The sequence below is a fragment of the Maridesulfovibrio sp. genome (assembly GCF_963677005.1).
Taxonomy (GTDB): Bacteria; Desulfobacterota; Desulfovibrionia; order Desulfovibrionales; family Desulfovibrionaceae; genus Maridesulfovibrio.
This window is the reverse complement of record NZ_OY781616.1, coordinates 4192868-4209174: the sequence shown is the minus strand read 5'-3', so window position 1 is coordinate 4209174 and position 16307 is coordinate 4192868. Positions and strand designations below refer to the sequence as shown.

At 51.7% G+C, this 16307-nt stretch carries 14 protein-coding genes; 2 read left to right on the top strand and 12 right to left on the bottom strand.

The window, feature by feature from the left end; translation table 11 throughout:
• Positions 1–136: 136 nt before the first annotated feature.
• The 10 genes from recJ to ACKU4E_RS18535 all read right to left on the bottom strand — a co-directional run bounded on the left by recJ (position 137) and on the right by ACKU4E_RS18535 (position 10520).
• Complete coding sequence (recJ, locus tag ACKU4E_RS18580) at positions 137–1864, bottom strand: single-stranded-DNA-specific exonuclease RecJ (protein WP_320172558.1); 1728 nt, start codon at positions 1862–1864, stop codon at positions 137–139.
• Between the two features lie 53 nt (positions 1865–1917).
• A complete protein-coding gene (locus ACKU4E_RS18575) occupies positions 1918–2808 on the bottom strand; it encodes a tetratricopeptide repeat protein (protein WP_320172557.1) in 891 nt (296 codons plus the stop codon).
• A gap of 12 nt (positions 2809–2820) precedes the next feature.
• On the bottom strand, positions 2821–3513 hold the full coding sequence (gene pyrF, locus ACKU4E_RS18570) for an orotidine-5'-phosphate decarboxylase (protein ID WP_320172556.1): 693 nt from the start codon (positions 3511–3513) through the stop codon (positions 2821–2823).
• Between the two features lies 1 nt (position 3514).
• A complete protein-coding gene (gmk, locus tag ACKU4E_RS18565; RefSeq protein ID WP_320172555.1) occupies positions 3515–4147 on the bottom strand; it encodes a guanylate kinase in 633 nt (210 codons plus the stop codon).
• Positions 4140–4403, bottom strand: a complete 264-nt coding sequence (locus ACKU4E_RS18560; protein ID WP_407944120.1) for a DUF370 domain-containing protein — start codon at positions 4401–4403, stop codon at positions 4140–4142. The genes gmk and ACKU4E_RS18560 overlap by 8 nt, the downstream gene beginning before the upstream one ends.
• Positions 4404–4410: 7 nt before the next feature.
• Positions 4411–5292 carry a YicC/YloC family endoribonuclease gene (locus tag ACKU4E_RS18555; protein WP_320172553.1) on the bottom strand — a complete coding sequence of 294 codons (882 nt, stop codon included), beginning with the start codon at positions 5290–5292 and terminating at the stop codon, positions 4411–4413.
• Positions 5293–5377: 85 nt separating this feature from the next.
• Complete coding sequence (gene mtaB, locus ACKU4E_RS18550; protein ID WP_320172552.1) at positions 5378–6655, bottom strand: tRNA (N(6)-L-threonylcarbamoyladenosine(37)-C(2))-methylthiotransferase MtaB; 1278 nt, start codon at positions 6653–6655, stop codon at positions 5378–5380.
• 92 nt (positions 6656–6747) lie between these two features.
• Positions 6748–7929 (bottom strand): DEAD/DEAH box helicase, encoded by a 1182-nt coding sequence (locus ACKU4E_RS18545; RefSeq protein ID WP_320172551.1) that lies wholly within the window; start codon positions 7927–7929, stop codon positions 6748–6750.
• Positions 7930–8413: 484 nt separating this feature from the next.
• Complete coding sequence (locus ACKU4E_RS18540; protein ID WP_320172550.1) at positions 8414–9403, bottom strand: class I SAM-dependent methyltransferase; 990 nt, start codon at positions 9401–9403, stop codon at positions 8414–8416.
• Between the two features lie 259 nt (positions 9404–9662).
• Positions 9663–10520 (bottom strand): ribonuclease H-like domain-containing protein, encoded by an 858-nt coding sequence (locus ACKU4E_RS18535; RefSeq protein ID WP_320172549.1) that lies wholly within the window; start codon positions 10518–10520, stop codon positions 9663–9665.
• A gap of 371 nt (positions 10521–10891) precedes the next feature.
• Here ACKU4E_RS18535 and ACKU4E_RS18530 point away from each other — a divergent pair, with 371 nt between their 5' ends.
• Positions 10892–11836, top strand: a complete 945-nt coding sequence (locus tag ACKU4E_RS18530; RefSeq protein WP_320172548.1) for a PilZ domain-containing protein — start codon at positions 10892–10894, stop codon at positions 11834–11836.
• 25 nt (positions 11837–11861) lie between these two features.
• Complete coding sequence (locus ACKU4E_RS18525) at positions 11862–12434, top strand: flavodoxin family protein (protein WP_320172547.1); 573 nt, start codon at positions 11862–11864, stop codon at positions 12432–12434.
• A 200-nt stretch (positions 12435–12634) separates the two neighbouring features.
• Here ACKU4E_RS18525 and ACKU4E_RS18520 read toward each other — a convergent pair whose 3' ends face one another.
• Together ACKU4E_RS18520 and ACKU4E_RS18515 are read right to left on the bottom strand one after the other, a co-directional pair.
• Complete coding sequence (locus ACKU4E_RS18520) at positions 12635–13822, bottom strand: PLP-dependent aminotransferase family protein (protein ID WP_320172546.1); 1188 nt, start codon at positions 13820–13822, stop codon at positions 12635–12637.
• 259 nt (positions 13823–14081) lie between these two features.
• Positions 14082–16136 carry an ATP-binding protein gene (locus ACKU4E_RS18515; protein WP_320172545.1) on the bottom strand — a complete coding sequence of 685 codons (2055 nt, stop codon included), beginning with the start codon at positions 16134–16136 and terminating at the stop codon, positions 14082–14084.
• Between the last annotated feature and the right edge of the window lie 171 nt (positions 16137–16307).

Below are 16307 nucleotides of genomic sequence, written 5' to 3'. Positions count from 1 at the left end.
TCAGGAATCAATTAAAGCGATTGTCGATATAATGTCAACAGTTATATTTTAATTTAATTAATATTGATATAAAAATATAAGTTAGTCGATTAGATAGGGCGTAACAAAATACCGGCAGCGAATACCGGGCAAAGGCCTAACGGCGGGAGAAATCGCGAACAGTGAGTTCTATGGAGGGTATGCCGTTGAACTTGTCTATCTTGGGAGAAAAAGCGAAACGCATAGTGGTGCCGATAAGCTCCGAGCCCAACTGGTCAGCCATGCGCCATGCCTTTGCGGGCATACGCCGGGTTCGGTCCTTGTCGGCCAGGGTGAGCTTGACGTGATCCCGGCCCATGGGACGGCGCTCAAGCACCTCCACCGGAGGGGTGGTAAAGATGGGTTCCGGGTTCCCCATGCCGAAGGGCTGCATGAGTTCCAATTCCTTGAGGAGCACGTAATCGATATCGCCCAGAGGAAGTTCCCGGTCGACCTTAAGTGTGGCTTTAAGAGGGTCGCTACCGACTTTCTCAATCACGGCCTGATCGAATCTTTCGCGGAATTCAGATAAAAATTCCGCCTTGAAAGACATTCCGGCTGCAAGCCTGTGGCCGCCGAAATTTAAAAACAGCTCCGACATGGAAGTCAGAGCCTCGTGGATATGAAATTCCTTGATGGACCTGGCGGACCCTTTGATAATGCCGTTATCCTCGCAAAGGAGTACTGTGGGGCGGTAAAATTTTTCGACCACGCGGGAAGCCACAATGCCTATGATACCGGCATGCCAGCTTGAGGAATAAAGCACCAGTCCGGCTCTGCTGTCGCGCCGGATGTGCTCCTCGGCCTGAGCCAGAGCTTCTTCGAGAATGCGGTCCTCTTCGGCCTTGCGTTCGGTATTGAGTTCATCCAGCACCTTGGCTATGGGCCGGGCAGTCTCCATCTCTTCGCACAGCAGCAGTTCCAGCGCCTTGTGCGGATCACCCATTCTGCCGGACGCATTGATGCGCGGGGCCAGACCGAAACCGACCTGCCCGGCACCGATGGCCGCGAACATGTCATACCCGCTGACCACCTTGAGTGCTGCAATCCCCGGCCTGCGGGCATCCTTGAGCAGCAGCAGACCGTTCTTGACCAGAATACGGTTCTGTCCCTGCAGTTCGACCACGTCAGCAATAGTGCCAAGCGCAACAAAATCCAGATAGGCCCGCATATCGACAGGTTTTCCAGGCAGCAGCCGATTGAGCCGGGCCATGAGCATGAAAGCCACGCCGACCCCGGCCATTGTGGCACAGGAGCATTCGCCGAATTCCTTTCCGTTGTACGCTGTCATGCGCGGATTGCAGACTGCCGCCGCAGGGGGCAGTTCCGCTCCGGGAAGATGGTGATCCGAAACCACTACATCCATGCCCATCTCATTTGCAGCCGCGATCTCGGCATTATTGCTTATGCCGCAGTCAACGGTCAGCAGAAGCTCGATACCAGCTTCGCGCAGTCCTGATATTCCCTTCACATTAAGGCCGTAGCCTTCTTCCAGCCTGTTGGGCAGGTAGTAGGAACACTCGTATCCGCGATCTTTGAGGAATGATTTGACTACGGCCACGGAAGTGACACCGTCCACATCATAGTCTCCCCAGACGGCCATCTTCCTGCCTGCGGAAATCCCCTCGGCCAGCACAGCAGCAGCCTCTTCCAGACCGGGAATCTCATCCGGCTGACAGAGATTGCGCAGTCCCGGAGACAGAAACAGATCCATTTCCTTTCCGGACCTGAATCCCCTGTTCCAGAGAATCTCGGCCAGAACCTCTGTTATGCCCAGTTCCTCGGCAATTGCCGGTATTGAGGGAGAAGTATCGTCCTCACTTCTAAGCTTCCATATCTTGGGCAAAGGAATCTCCTGCGGAGTTTTACGCCGGGGGCGGCAATAATTACGGACAAAAATTAAAAATCCAGTTTCAGATCGGAGCTGCGGGAAGTCTTCCTGTCCTTATCAGCGGAGGAATCCTTGAACGACTGCGGAAAATCATCCTTGCTGACTTTTGCAACTTCGCCAGCACGGTAGGTCTGCAACGTTTCCGAACTGACCGCAGGCTCTCCAAAATGATTCATAAACCCGTTTATCTTCAGAAAATCCCTGAACATGCAGGCCTCGTCAAAATCAGTTCTGAGATCAAGGGATTTGTTGAGGTAGGTTATGCAGCCGTCAATGTCGCCCTTTTCGAAGTAGGCTCGGGAAATGTTCAGAAAAAGGTTTTCGTCATCCCGGCACAGCACCTCGGCCTTGCGGTAATAATCAAGAGCATGGTCATACATACCGTTTTTGCGCAGGCTGATGCCGAACTCGTTGAACAGGTGTTTGTGTTCAGGGGCGTATATGGCCTGCATCTTGATCAACCTCTTGAATACATCCACAGCGCGCTCAAGCTCGCCTCGGTCAAGATATGTCAGGCCGAGCCCGAAATTGGCCCGGACATTTTCCTCATCCACCTCGACGGCAACACTGAACTCATATTCGGCGCTGTAGACCTCTTCCTTGTGCCGATGCCCTTCCCCGCGTGCTATGCGCTCGTCCTGCCTGCGCATGCTTGGCAGCACCTTGTAGGCATAGTATTCCGGTTCCGGCTGGTAGTTGGATAAAAAACGGTCCTCGTCAATATGCAGCTTCGGCCCGGATGGCATGTCGTTACTGTTCAGAGCCTGAACTTCATAACCGCCGCCACCGAGTTCCTGAACAAACCAGTAGGATTTCCGAACATCTCCCTGCTCGGATTCAACCCCGGCCCCCTGGCCGGTACGGGAAGAAAAAACCCCATGGGTCAACGAAGAAGACATCCGCAATCCAACCTAACCTTCCATTTCTGCGATTATCCTGCGTGCGGCTTCGGCGGGATCATCCGCACCGGTTATAGGTCTCCCGACTACCAGAAAATTGGAGCCGTCACGAACGGCACGGGCAGGGGTAACCACCCTGCGCTGGTCATCGGAAACACTGGCCGGGCGGATACCCGGAGTCAGGCACAAAAATCCGTCCCCGCATTTTTCCTTGATGGCCGCAACCTCAAGCCCGGAACAGACAATCCCGTCCAGACCGGCCTGCGAGGATGCCAGAGCAAGATCAAGCACAGCCGAACCGATTCCTTCCGGCACGGGAAAAGGGATGTCCTCTTCGCTCATGCTGGTCAGAATTGTTATGGCCATGAGCAGCGGACCTTCACCGCCGACAGCAGCTTCCGCACGTCCCTCACGGGCAGCAAGAGCCATGCGTTCCCCGCCCAGCGCGTGCAGGCTGAGCATATCGGCCCCGGCGATGGTGGCGGAGCGGACCGCCCCTTTTACGGTATTGGGAATATCGAAAAATTTCAGATCGACAAAAACCTTGAACCCCATTTCCTTGAAACGGGTGATGATCTGCGGCCCTTCAGCGCAGAACAGTTCCAGACCGACCTTGACCCACGGGGCCACGCCGCGCACTTTTTCCGCCATTTCAAAGGCGCTTCCGGCATCCTTGAAATCAAGAGCCACTACAAGTTCAGACATATTACTCCCAGGTGCTTAAAATGCTTTCGAGAAGTCCCGGATTGCTGCAGGGACGGTTTTTGCCGGCAAGGTAAATGGATTTGAGTTCGCCGTAAGCCCTTTCCAGATCATCATTGACTATCCAGTATTCAAATTTCGGGGCCGAAGCCATCTCCTTCATGGCATTCCTCAATCTTCTGGAGATTACGGATTCCGAATCGGTATTGCGCCCTTCCAGCCGGGACTTCAACTCTCCGTAGGAAGGGGGCATCAGAAAGACAAACACTCCGTCCGGCATGGATTCCATAAGCTGCATGCAACCCTGGAAATCGATGTCGAAAAGGATGTCCATGCCTTTGAACAGCATCTGCTCAACCGGTTCCTTGGGGGTTCCGTAAAAATTGCCGTGGACCTCGGCCCATTCGGCAAAATCACCGTTTTCCAGCTTCTCGTTGAACTGGTCAACCGTGAGGAAATAATAATCCCTGCCATCCTCCTCCCCCGTGCGGGGCTCGCGAGTGGTACAGGAGATGGAAAAACCGATCTGGGGGAATTCGGAACGCAGTTTCCTTACCAGCGTGCTTTTGCCCGTTCCGGAAGGGGCACACAACACCAGCACCTGTCCTTTGCGTTCCGGTTTTCGCATATCAGTCATTCTCACCCTCGTCGGAAATAAAACGGTGTCCGATTGTCTCCGCCTGAATGGCCGAAAGAATCACATGATTTGAATCCGTAACTATTATGGAGCGGGTTTTGCGGCCCTGAGTTGCATCCACCAGCCTCCCCTCCTGCCTCGCATCTTCGCGCAGTCTGCGCATGGGCGAGGAGGAAGGGTTGACGATAGTGATCACCCTGCTGGAAACCACGAAATTACCGAAACCTATATTAAGTAGGGTCTGTTTCTGCATCACTATGAAATTATTCTATGTTTTGTACCTGTTCGCGACATTTTTCAAGCTCGGCCTTGAATTCCACTACGATCCTGCTCACATCCGCATCCTGACACTTATTGCCGCAGGTGTTGATTTCCCTGAAGGTTTCCTGCAGCAGGAAATCCAGACGCTTTCCAGCGTCCTTGTTTCCGTGCAGGACCTCGGAAATCCTCTCCAGATGAGCGTCAAGACGGGTTATTTCCTCGGAAACATCAAGCTTATCGGTAAGTATGGCCACTTCCTGAACCATCCTGTCTTCCACGTACTCCGCTCCGAGAGTCTCCATGTTGGAGGTCACCCGTTCAATCAGTGCACTGCGTTTGCTTTCCAGAATTTCCGGCACCCGGACTTTAACCTGTTCCGTATATTCCCTGAGCAGGCTGAAACGTTCCTCAAGGTCACGTACAAGATCATTACCTTCTTCCTGCCGGGAGTCCCTCCAATTGGCGAGAGCCTTTTCCAGCCCTTCGGTGATGGAGGCCGCAAGCTCGGGATCAGGTTCGCTCATGGCGTCACGCCACAGAGCGGAGATACCCAGCAACCGGTTGTAATCGGGAACAAACGCTGTTTTGTCCTCACCGGCCATGTCCCGAAGCTGATCGAGCATTGCCTTGGCCTGCAGTCTGTTCAGGCTGACGCCCAGCAGCTCCGTGCTGAAAACTTCAAGATTGAGCGAAAGATCCACCCTGCCGCGGGAACCGTATTTACGGACAAGCTTTTCCCAACGGCTTTCATAACCGCGCATGGAGTTGGGCAGACGCCATTTCAGATCCAGAAAACGGGAGTTCACGCTGCGAATCTCCCAGACATGGCTCCATTTATCCTCGGTTATTTCAAAACGACCAAATCCAGTCATGCTAACAGGCATTTATATAATTCTCCTTAATATTGCATTCGCGTATCAACAGGCGGCCTTACGCTGCCGTCAAAGTTTTATCAAAATCGAGTTCCGGCTACAGAAGTTTCACGAGCAGTCTGTCCTCAAGGACTTTTACCGGCACCACGTCCACCAGTTCGCGGGGAACAGTCCCTTCAAACGGGTGCTCCAGTTCGCAGGTGGAATAAAATTCACAGATACCCTTGCTCTCATCCTGAAAAAGGACTTTCAAACTCTCCCTTTGGCAGAGTTTCTTCAGAAACGCAGTTTTCTTGAGCTCTATCGCTTCGCGCAGTATGCGACCGCGCTCCTTCTTCAATGCCCCGTCGAGTTGTCCTTTCATTTCTGCGGCAGCCGTACCCGGTCTTATAGAGTAAGGGAAAACGTGAGCATAAGAAAGAGGCAGCATGCTACAAAATTCCAGAGTATTCTTGAATTCCTCTTCGGTTTCTCCGGGAAAACCGGTCAGAATATCCGCACCAAGCCCGAAAACAGGCCATACCTGCTGAAGCTTATCCAGAAAAACAATAACGTCTTCCGCCTTGTAATGCCCTCTTCCCATCCGCTTAAGCACCTGATTATCCCCGCTTTGCAGGGAAAGATGCAGTTGCGGGCAGATAAGTGAAGAACCGGAAAAAATTTCCAGCGCCCTTTCGTCCAGTTGGCCTGGCTCAAGGGAACTGATGCGCAGCCGAAACCGACCGCCCCATTCACGGCCGAACTCGTTTTCGATCTGTTCCATCAGGTCCCAGAAGTCCATGGGAGTGGGAAATTCCCGCCCGTAATGGCTCAGATTGATTCCGCTGACGACCATCTCACGGAACCCGGCAGCAAGCAGCCGTCTGATCTCACTCAGCACATCTTCCGGATTGCGGCTGACGCTGGGACCTCTGGTTATGGGCACGATGCAATAGGTGCAGCGGTGCGAACAACCGTCCTGCACCTTAACAACCGCCCTTGCGCGCTGGTAATCCTTGATTTCAAAAGGTTGGAAAACGGTCTTTTCTGATTCATGTCCTGAACTGTCGCCGAGCCTCAACAGGTCGGCCTTGCGTTCCTGCGGTATTACTTCCGTCACTCCGGGGAGATCGGCCAGATCTTCGGCAAAGACCTGTGCGGCACACCCGGTTATGATGATTTCCGCAGAAGGATTGCGGCGATTGAGAGCCCGGACAGTCCGGCGCAGGTCGCGCAGGGCCGAAGCTGTCACAGCGCATGAGTTTATAACCACCTCATGCGCTTCGGCATCGCTTTCAGCCTGTTCATAGCCCAGCCCCAGCCAGCGCTGGCGAATGGACTCGCTCTCATATTGATTTATTTTGCACCCCAGGGTGGTAAGCCAGAATTTTTTCATCAGTTATATTCCGTTTGATCAGAATCTTATAGCACGGACGCCTTCAAGATTAAACAGTCAGTCCGCGCAACGCGTTAATACACTGGAAAATATTATTTTTTATTAAAACAAAATTTTGTTTCAGACTCCGGTTCAATTGAAGGCGGAGCATCATAGTTGAACGAGTCTATATTATACAAAGGCAGGCTGTAACCCAGACTTTCTTCAATCTCAACCAGTCGTTCCCTTTCCTCCGGAGCGCAAAGCAGGCATGCGGAACCGGATCGTCCGGCGCGCCCGGTCCGGCCTATCCTGTGAATGTATATTTCAACGGAGTCCGGCATATCATAATTTATTACGTGAGAAATTCCGGAGCAATCAATGCCCCTTGCGGCCAGATCTGTCGCTACAAGTATGTTGAATTCGCCGCTCTTGAAACCGTCAAGCGCCCTGTTTCTCTTGCTCTGCGAAAGGTCTCCATGCAGGTCTGCGGCCCGGAAACCCCACTTGGAAAGCCTTTGCGCCAGTCTTCTGGCCCACCGTTTTGTTCGCACAAACACCAGCACACTCTCAAAATCAAGCTCCCGCAGCAGAAATTTAAGTAAACGCTGTTTTAGATGCAGTGGAACGGGACAGCACATGTGCTCCACTCCCTCGGCAACCGGAGCGGCGTCCACCCGGATAAATTCAGGATCGGCAAGCACCAGCCCGGCAAGCTCCGCCACCCCGTCCGGCAGGGTAGCCGAAAAAAGCAAAGTCATTCTTTCTTCAGGAAGCTGATCCAGAATTCTGCGGACTTCATCCCGGAAACCCATGTCGAGCATACGGTCGGCCTCATCAAGCACCAGAATATCCACTGCGGAAAGATCAATCTCGTCTCTTGCCATCAGGTCAAGCAGCCTGCCGGGACAGGCGGTAACTATTGCGGATTTTTTTACGTCCCGGGCCTGCGGGGAAATTCCGGCACCACCATAGACAGCAGCGCACCTTATCCCGGTCTGCCGGCCCAGAGTAAAAAATGTTTCGTGAATCTGCAGGGCCAGTTCGCGGGTGGGCGCAAGCACAAGCACCCGTACAGGACCGCGTTTTCCGGCATCCGCATCCAGCAGACGCTGCAAAACAGGAAGTACGAAAGCAGCGGTCTTTCCTGTACCGGTCCGTGCGGCAGCCAGCACATCTCGCCCGGCCAGAACGGCAGGGACAACCTTTTCCTGCACAGGGGTGGGACGAGTATAACCGGCACTGCGAAGCCCGGAAACAAGACGTTTATCCAATCCGAAATTTTCAAAGCCCAAAAGTAAGCTCCGTTAACCGATTTTTGCTGTTACAATACGGCTGAATACATCCGGTCATACCGCAGTCAAGGCATTTTCCGGCTAAAAAAATGTTACAACTAGTTACTGCCTCAACTCGCATTTTTTTGATTTATAACCGTGCCTTTAGAGGCAACAAAATTAAACCGCCAGGGTTTCCAAAGGCCCATCAGCCCTTAGGCGAGAAGCTTTGCTTCGAGTCTTAGGGATGTGAAGAGCAGAGATGGATTATCCCCTTTGGCCGTCGGAGACTAAATCAAATTACCAAAGCGCGAAGCGCATCAAATTCAGTCTTTAAAATATGTTTTTTGCGGAGTTAAGGGAATAGAACCGCTACAATAAGAAGCAAAAAAAAACGCGCCCTGAAGGGCGCGCGACTATGATATATTTATGGAGCCATGTAAAGCTGCGGCTGCTCCGCTCTCCGGGATGATACTCCGAAGACCGGGGCAGAACGCGGACCACATTACCAGCGTCTGGGCAGGCGGACCTGAGCCCACTCGCTGAGGTATGGAAGCAGTTCTTCACCGAGCTTGTGCAGCGGGACTATATTGCCTTCAATGATAATGCCCTGCGGAAACAGATTCATATCATGATATTCCTTGGGGCCCTGAAAAGCAGTGTTCTTGGCCAGCAGAACGGAAACGTTCAAATCCTTGCAGAAGGCGATAAGACCTTCCGGGAAGAATGCGGCGTCCTTGATGTTCCTGCCCAGGGTACGGAAAAGGGTGTTGCATATGCAGACAAAATGCTCCCGTCTCAGGGGCTGATGCATGGCGGCAACGGTTTCGTTTGAAACAAAGGTCAGAGTCTTGTCTTCCAGCGGAGCGTAATTTCTGCTGTCCCTGGCGTCTCCGAGGATAATTTCGGCAATGCCCAGTTCCTTGAAAATCTTGTAACTCTGGAGCCCGACCATCTTATCATATTCAATGCCGTAGAGGATTATGTTCTCAAACCCGTTCCTGCGGGCATGAATGTGCTGGGCCAGAAGCAGTATCCCGGTTCCGGTTCCGATATCCAGCCCGACGTACTCATCCTGCTCCATGAGTTTAGGAGAAATATTCTGGGTAATGATGGAACGTATGATGTGGCTGGTCTTGGTCACATCCGCAAGCATGCGCAGTGAGAAGGACCACTGGCGCAGATAGTTCATGAGTTCGATGTCATCATCCGGTTCATTGAGACTGCGATGGCGGCTGAACATCTCGCAAAGACGGCTGACTTCCACCAGGTCCACAGGCTTATAAAACCCTTCCTTGTGCACATAGCAGTAGAAAAACTTGAGAACCATATTTATAATCAGAACATCGGTAATCTCGACATTCGGATCGCTCAGCATGTCCACATCGGACATTAAAGGACGGTCATCGTAGTTGGACGGGTCGATGACCATTTCGTCCAGAGATATGAAAGGATGGTAGACCTTGCCGACTTTCATTGCACTCTGTTCCTGCATCTGTGATTCTCCTTATCGAACATCAATATATTTTCATGACAAAGGCATGCTTTACCTACTGCCCTCCCGATGCACAGAGTGTTCCCAATTTGACCGCGACTACCGCAAAACCAAAAAACAGTGAGCCAAATTAGACTTCAATCATCTAAAATAATTACTTATTTTTTTAAAATACCAAAACAAAAAAGGCCGTCTCCAGAGAAGGAAACGGCCTATGAAGGCAATATTTTCCTGACAACCTCAAAAACGAAACAACAGCCTAAAACCTCCTGAAAGACCCGGTGGCCATGTACTTGCTTCTGATGGCATCCACAACAACGCGATGCGCCTTGAATGGATTTTCCGGTTCCGGCTTTTCGGCTATGGGCTTGAGATCATGCTGGGGAAAACGCATTATGTGCATGTTGTAAGCCCTGATCATGAGATTTTCCAGGTTCACGCTGTCCAGCACATTATAGGCCAGAAGCGTTTCAAGAGCCTGTTCATTGCCGTGCATTTCGTATTCGTTCCAGAGAAGCACGGCAAAATAACCGTCAAGACCTTCGGCATCTCCGCGGTCCATGCCGAAATAGTGCTCTATGCCCTTCAATCCTCCGGTGATGCCCAGGGCCCGGAAGACAAAACGCAGGTCTATGTGCGCCGCCTCTATCTTCATTCCGAAATATTTTTCAATGAAAGGAACGTCAAAGCACTTTCCGTTAAAGCTGACTATAAGCTGATAGCGGGATATCTCTTCTTCGAAATCGTACAGATTGCGGCCCTGAACGTAGGTCTTCACTTCACTGCCGTTCCACAGGGCAATCGTGGTGATGTCGCAGCAATGGGCATCCGTACCCGTAGTTTCAATATCGATGTAGGCCACGTTCCCACGAAAATGGGAATACAGTCTCCACTGGTCCGATGCGGGCAGACGATCCGCAAACCAGTTGGCATCGCTCTCGTCCAGTTTTTTCAACGATTCACCGCATCCGCGTTCCAGCTCACTGACCTTTGCCGCGGAAAGAGGCAGGGAAATTCCTTCTACAGCATCATGCCAATTGTTCACCCCGGACTCCCAGAGTCTGGCTTCCGTGGTAACTCCGATTCCCTTCAGGTGACAGAAAGTTTTCTCAAGCATTAAATTCAGCCTGTATTGAGGTTCCGATTCAATAAGCGGAATCCGGTACGATAAAATAATCAATCACCGGACAATATCCGTCCGCTGCAGAGGTGATTATCCGCTATCCACGTCAGAGTCCAGAGCTAACTGACTGTTTGACAGGTCCCCGGCACAGGCTCCGGACACTTCAACAGCTTGCCGGGAACACGGAAAAAACCACAAGCAGTGCGCACTCCATTTGCGGCAGACAGACTCTGCCGGATAAATCAAATGCACTTCTGTTACGCAGAGCAAAGGCAAGATTGACATTGACCAACCGCAAACATACATAACAGGATGCTGGCAGATTTTTCCAGTAAGACATCATACCAGTTACAGGAAAATTGACAATGGACAATTTAGACTTCAGCCGGATCATGGACACCCTGAATACAACTGTAATCGATCCGGCTCTGAAATTCCTTAACTCCATGCCGCCGGACGCCATGCCGCTGATTCTCGGCGCAGCCGGATGCATCGCACTGCTGGCTGCAGCTCTGGTTTACCTTGTACTGCGCCCGGCAACTCCGAAAGACACAATCAGGCAGAAAAAACCGCAGGATCTGAATTCCTTTTTCAAAAAAAGCGGCACCATCATGGATCTGGCCGTTTACGGAAACAACGAAAACGTCATAGGCCGGGCCGTGGTAACCAGAGCCAACGAAGAAGGAATACGTCTCGAAATAATAGATGATACCGGGATATCAAAAATGTCCGCACCGGCTGAACTGAGCCTTCTTTTCGCCCCTGAGCAATTCGGAGCGGTAAGGATAAACTCCTTCAAGGCGCAGATACAGAACCTTGAATGCGGGAGCGACGGCTGCGGAAGAATGACCATGTCCCCCCCTTCCGAATTCGCACTGGTGAAACGTCGCCGTCACAAAAGAAAAAGAGTCATAGACCAGCAGTTTATCCGGGTAAAAATCTGGCGCGGAACTCCTGAAGGGGACGAAACAACCTTCGCGGATGCTGCACCGGACCTCGCAGTAAATTCCTACGATCCCCGCGCAACAGGACATGAGAACAACCATGTCATTAATATTTCAAACGGGGGAATCGGGGTCAGCGCCCATGAAGCGTTGATACACAAAAAATTCAGCATAAACGATGATGTTCTTATCAACATATTCATGTTTAATTTCAGACAGAAAATCTTCAAACCATACTGGTACGCAGGAAAAATACGTTCCATAGAAGAACTTGACGGAACATCTTACAGAGTCGGCGTGCAGTTCACCATGCACGGCACAATCCGTGATGAAACCGAGCAGCATATCGACTGGGCGGAAATCTGAAAACAGAACAAACCCGGAGACAGAAATGAAAGCAGTAGCATTCAATGCCAGCGCCAGAAAAGGCGGGAACACTTCAATAATGCTCAAGGCAGTACTGGCCCCGCTTGAAGCGGCAGGAATTGAGACCGAACTGATCGAAATCGGACCGAAACCTCTTTCCGGCTGTATCGCCTGTTACAAGTGTTTTGAGCGCAAGGATGGCAAGTGTGCAGTAAAGGACGACATGAACGAGTACATTGCCAAAATGGTCGAAGCCGATGCCATCATACTCGGTTCGCCGACTTATTTTGCGGATGTGACCTCCAACATGAAATCCCTCATCGACAGGTCCGGGATGGTCACCCGTGCAGGCGGGAACCTCCTTTCCCGTAAAATAGGGGCAGGCGTTGCTGTTGCACGCCGGGCAGGTTCGATACATGTGTTCAATTCAATCAACCACTTCTTTTTCATAAACGGCATGGTGGTTCCCGGTTCATCATACTGGAATGTCGGGTTCGGGCGCGAACCCGGCGATATCGACAACGATGCCGAAGCATTGTCCACCATGAAGACACTTGGCGAAAACATCGCATGGCTGCTTGAAAAAACCGTCGGTTAAAAGGAAAGTCAGTCCGGCAGCAGCAAACATTGTTCGCAAAACATTGCGCAGGGCTGTTGACGTGCCGTAAAAAGATCAGGCCGCAATAACTGACGTTATTGCGGCCTGTTTTTTGATCTGAATATGAAATTACCTAAGCCGTCCGACTTGCGGGAACTGGTTAAGCAGTTGGCAGAACCGGAAGCAGTGTTCGGCAACGGCTACTTGGCGAGAAAGTTCTTTATGCCTGTGCCCAGACGTTTGATGCCTTCCTCAATGTGCGCCTCGTCCGAATTGGAAAAGTTGAGGCGGAAGGTGTTTTCACCGCTGCCGTCAACGTAAAAGGGGCGTCCGGGAACAAAGGCGACCCTGTTCTTGATCGCTTCGTCAAAAAGATCCATGGACGACATTCCTTCCGGCAGGGTAACCCAGAGAAACATACCGCCCTCGGGACGGGTGACCTTTACTTCTGCGGGGAAGTATTCCTCAATTGCCCGGACCATGGTCTCACGCTGCTTGCCGTAACACGCCCTGATTTTCTCGACATGGCTGTCTATTGGATAATCACTTACATAACGATGCATTACGCGCTGGGCAAAGGTGCTTGTGTGCAGGTCGGATGCCTGTTTGGCAATAATTGCCTTGTCACGCATTTCGCCGGAACAGACCATCCATCCGAGACGGAATCCCGGAGCCGCCACTTTGGAAAACGAACCGAGCAGCACGCCGTTATCTTCCAGATAGCCGCGAACCACGGGTTTGTGGAAGTCACCCATAAAACGCAGTTCACCGTATGGATCATCCTCAACGAAAACCACATCACGCCCGCGCATGAGGTCGGCCACACCCTGGCGCTTTTCACTGCTGTAAGTAAGGCCGGACGGGTTCTGGAAATTGGTGACCGCATAGAACATTTTGGCATCGCTGCTGTCGAGAACTTTCTCAAGTTCATCAAGGTCGGGGCCGTCATCTTCAAGACCGACTGTCTTGAACCCGGCCTGAAAGATGGAAAAGGACTGGATAGCACCGAGATAACCGGGACGTTCAATTATCACGTTATCCCCGGCATTCAGAAAAATCTTGCCGAGCAGGTCCAGACACTGCTGTGACCCGGCGGTAATCAGAATCTCATCCGCATCAACCTCGATTCCTTTTTTCTCCCTGTAGCGATCGGCAATATACTGACGCAGGGGCTGGAAACCTTCAGTGGTTGAATACTGCATGGACTGGGGACCTGTCTCTTCCATGACTTTCACGGCTGCGGCCTCAAGATCGGCAACAGGAAAAAGTTCCGGATTAGGCAAGCCGCCGGCAAAGGAAATAATGGAAGGATCCTCTGTAACTTTGAGGATTTCACGGATAAAAGACCGGTGTACTGTGGACATGCGGTCCGCAAATTTAACAGGCATCATGGCCTCCTTACAGGATATGGTAACACCGAAATCCGCAGCATGAAGCGGAACACGCAGTTCCACCACAATGAAGGGAATCATCGGCGAATTTTGAATATATGGAAGCGGCAGTATACTGAAAGGATGTCAGCACTGCCGTAAAGAACAGGATTACAACGTTGAAGGAATCAAACCCTACTCATTTTCGTACGGAAGGCAAGTAACAAAACACGATTTATCGGTAGGAACAGAGTTAGCGGACAAAGCAGACTAATGTTCATTGTGCGCAACCACGGATCAGGTCACCCGGATCAATATGATATTCCCGGACCCTTTGCATGGCGTCTTCCAGATCTTCCTTTAAAACAGGCTTGGCCAGATAACCGTTTGCGCCTGATTCCATGAATTTATGATCATCCCCGGTCATGGCGTATGCCGTCATGGCTATTATCGGAACCGAGCGGCAGTGCTCTCCGGCCTCGCCGCTTCGTACTGCTTTTATTGCCGAGACTCCGTCCATCACAGGCATCTGGATATCCATCAGCACCACATCGAACTCCGCATCCACCAAGGCCTGCAACGCCATCGCACCGTTATCGGCAAGCTGTACACGGCAGCCCATTTTCTTAAGAGTTATCGAAGTGGCAAGTTGAGTTATCTTGTCGTCATCCACATACAGAACCCTCAGTCCTGTTTGCAGAGCTTCAGTTTCAGCGGAATGCTCAACCCCGGTATCTCCGGCAATCTTAAGCGGCAAGACAAAACGGAATGTGGCCCCGCTGCCCTCGGTGCTCTCCACAGTGATGGTTCCGCCATAAAGTTCCACCAGCCTCCTGCAGATTGAAAGCCCGAGCCCGGCTCCCTGAAAATTACGGACATAACTGTCCTCCAACTGGGTAAACGGCTCAAAAAGACTTTCAACCCGATCCTCCGGAATTCCGCACCCGCTGTCATGGACCGAAAACGAAACATCCATTATCCCGCTCTCTCCGGTCTGGATCCCATCTACTTCCACAACAACGATGCCGGTTTCGGTGAACTTGATAGCGTTACCGACCAGATTGCCGAGAATCTGCTGCAACCGGGTAGCATCGCCGTCAAATCTGTCCGGCAGATCGGGATTGATCCTGAAATCCAGTGCCAGTCCCTTCTGACCGGCCTGAATGATGAACATCTGCCGCACTGCATTCAGGGAATCCTCCAGATCAAACGGCTGATTTTTCAATTCAAGCTTCCCGGCCTCCACACAGGTCAAATCCAGAATGTCCGAGAGCAACCGGTTCAGCCGGGTGCTCGCCTGCAGGGCATACCCGGCGTATTCCTTCTGACTGCTGTTCAGTTCGCTCGCCTCCAGCAGTTGGAGCATTCCGACAATACCGTTTACCGGCGTCCTTATCTCATGACTCATGTTGGCCAAAAATTCCGATTTGGCTCTGCTGGCTGATTCAGCCTTCTCCTTGCTGCGGAGCATGGATGCTTCCATAAGCTTGCGCCCGATGGCATCAACCACTGTAGTTGCCAGCTGTTCCAGAATTTCAAGATCGGAACGCCCGTATCGCCCGACTCTCCCCGCCACCCCCAGCACGGCACATATCCTTCCCAGATAAAACACGGGAGTGGCGATGAAACTGCAGTCACGATCAACAGAAAACGGGTACCGGGTATGATCCGGGTTATCGGATTTACCGCTTCCGGACATGACCGGACCATTTTTTTCCAGACACCGGGTCCATATTTTTTCAAACGGACATTCGGTATTTTTTCCTGCCTCTGTGCTCCGGACAAGTGAAAAATCTTTTGCGGACCATCCCTCAAGAACTATATTCAGATCCGGAGGTTCAGTCAGCTTCAGGAACGACTCCGGGCTCGCGGTAAGATGTTCCGCCTCCTCAAGCGCCCGGACCACGATATCCTCAATGGAGTGAAAATCTGCAAACTCGCGCAACGCCAACCTGGACTGCAGCAAGAATTCCGCACGCTTTCGTTCGGTAGTATCAATTCCCACAGCCCGCACCAGCGATAATCCGCCGGAGGAATCAAAATATGCCCTGACAGTCCACTCCTGCCAGTAGACTCCGCCGTCTTTCACCACCTCATACAAATCCGTACTTGCCGGGGCATCAACGACCAGATCAGGAAAATTGACCCCGCGCACAAGCCGTTCACCGGTACCCGGATCAAGAAACCGCCGTCCGGATATTTCTTCGGCGTCCAGATTGAAACAGTCACGATAAGCCCTGTTGGCATACGTTATGATTCCTTCAGCTGAAAACTCGCAAACCATTGCGGGGAGCCCGTCAAATATATCCCGATAGATCTTGGCGCTTGTCATTTATTCCTCCGGCATAAGTTAAGATCCGGCAGTGCGAGGAAGGTGGCACATGGTACGAAGCACAAATATTACATTATCCGGCGGAAAAATGTCCAGAAAGGAGTAACTGCTATAAAATATCAAAGGGGAAGGCAGGCGTGCACGCCTGCCTTCCCCAGCGGTAGATGATAA

Bases quoted from the DNA above. Each gene is read 5' to 3' on its own strand.
- ACKU4E_RS18540 (WP_320172550.1), bottom strand. From the start codon at position 9,403: ATGCAGGAACAGAGTGCAATGAAAGTCGGCAAGGTCTACCATCCTTTC.
- ACKU4E_RS18535 (WP_320172549.1), bottom strand. From the start codon at position 10,520: ATGCTTGAGAAAACTTTCTGTCACCTGAAGGGAATCGGAGTTACCACG.
- gmk (WP_320172555.1), bottom strand. From the start codon at position 4,147: ATGACTGATATGCGAAAACCGGAACGCAAAGGACAGGTGCTGGTGTTG.
- ACKU4E_RS18515 (WP_320172545.1), bottom strand. From the start codon at position 16,136: ATGACAAGCGCCAAGATCTATCGGGATATATTTGACGGGCTCCCCGCA.
- ACKU4E_RS18575 (WP_320172557.1), bottom strand. From the start codon at position 2,808: ATGTCTTCTTCGTTGACCCATGGGGTTTTTTCTTCCCGTACCGGCCAG.
- pyrF (WP_320172556.1), bottom strand. From the start codon at position 3,513: ATGTCTGAACTTGTAGTGGCTCTTGATTTCAAGGATGCCGGAAGCGCC.
- ACKU4E_RS18530 (WP_320172548.1), top strand. From the start codon at position 10,892: ATGGACAATTTAGACTTCAGCCGGATCATGGACACCCTGAATACAACT.
- ACKU4E_RS18525 (WP_320172547.1), top strand. From the start codon at position 11,862: ATGAAAGCAGTAGCATTCAATGCCAGCGCCAGAAAAGGCGGGAACACT.
- ACKU4E_RS18555 (WP_320172553.1), bottom strand. From the start codon at position 5,292: ATGCCTGTTAGCATGACTGGATTTGGTCGTTTTGAAATAACCGAGGAT.
- ACKU4E_RS18520 (WP_320172546.1), bottom strand. From the start codon at position 13,822: ATGCCTGTTAAATTTGCGGACCGCATGTCCACAGTACACCGGTCTTTT.
- mtaB (WP_320172552.1), bottom strand. From the start codon at position 6,655: ATGAAAAAATTCTGGCTTACCACCCTGGGGTGCAAAATAAATCAATAT.